The 701-nt window shown below is 62.9% G+C and carries 1 protein-coding gene; it reads left to right on the forward strand.

Annotated elements, in window-relative coordinates:
- Window positions 1-597, forward strand: a 597-nt coding sequence (locus AC1DWI_RS25385; RefSeq protein ID WP_477726216.1) for a cobalamin-dependent protein, incomplete at its 5' end; no start/stop codon positions are given.
- Window positions 598-701 lie beyond the last annotated feature (104 nt).

Here is a 701-nt window from a genome sequence, read left to right on the forward strand (position 1 = left end):
CTGCTGGACCTTAGCATCAAGGCCGTGCGTCTGCGCGCCACGGTGGGTGAGGTCAGCGATGCCCTCGAGAAAGTCTACGGGCGCCACCGCGCCGATACACAAAAGGTGACCGGTGTGTACGCTGCCGCATATGACTCGGCCGAGGGCTGGGAAACTCTCAAGACCGAAATCAATGCTTTTGCTGAAGAGCAGGGCCGCCGTCCACGCGTGATGATCTCCAAACTCGGCCAGGACGGCCACGACCGCGGCGCCAAGGTGGTGGCCACGGCGTTTGCCGACCTGGGCTTTGACGTGGACATGGGGCCGCTGTTCCAGACACCCGAAGAGTGCGCGCGCCAGGCGATTGAGAACGACGTGCATGCGGTCGGTGTCTCTACGCTGGCGGCCGGCCACAAGACGCTGGTGCCGGCCATCATCGCCGAGCTCAAGAAGCAGGGCGCCGACGACATCATCGTGTTTGTCGGCGGCGTGATTCCAAGGCAGGATTACGACATGCTGTACGAAGCCGGCGTGAAAGGCATCTACGGCCCGGGCACGCCGATCCCGGCCAGCGCCAAGGATGTGCTGGAGCAGATTCGCAAAGCTGTTGCGAAATGAGTCTGCGGTGACGGATATCAGTTCCCGCCTGTCCTTGCAGCCGGTTATCGCCGGTGATTTCGAGGAGATGCTGGCTTTGCGCATCGATGCCATGCGCCCCAGCC

This window comes from Polaromonas sp. P3_C2 (assembly GCF_056402675.1).